This window comes from Oleiphilus sp. HI0080, assembly GCF_001635135.1.
Window position 1 is genome coordinate 1 of sequence record NZ_LWFU01000159.1, and the last position, 269, is coordinate 269.

Consider the following 269-nt stretch of genomic DNA (forward strand, 5'->3'; position numbering starts at 1 on the left):
ATACTCATCAATCAGAATGAAGAGTTCTTAAAGAGCTATTCAGAAGACGAGGAATTTGAATACTTGCCAGTATGGCCAAGTGAAAGTCTGGCTGTTTTCTATGCTCAGGGTGAGACGGATCTAGAAGCAAAATGCCTATCCTTACCAAAGTTTTTAAAGGACTGGGTGCCAGGCCTGACTAAAGACAAACTGGAAATTGGCGTTTTCCCTGGTCTTGATGCAACGGTCTGGGTAACGGAAGCAGAAGACTTTAAGAACGATATCCAAGA

The 269-nt window shown here is 42.8% G+C and carries 1 protein-coding gene; it reads left to right on the plus strand.

Features of this window, described 5'->3' with window-relative positions; genetic code table 11:
- The coding region (locus A3751_RS01845; protein ID WP_068451490.1) for a DUF2750 domain-containing protein at positions 1–269 on the plus strand (269 nt) is incomplete at both ends.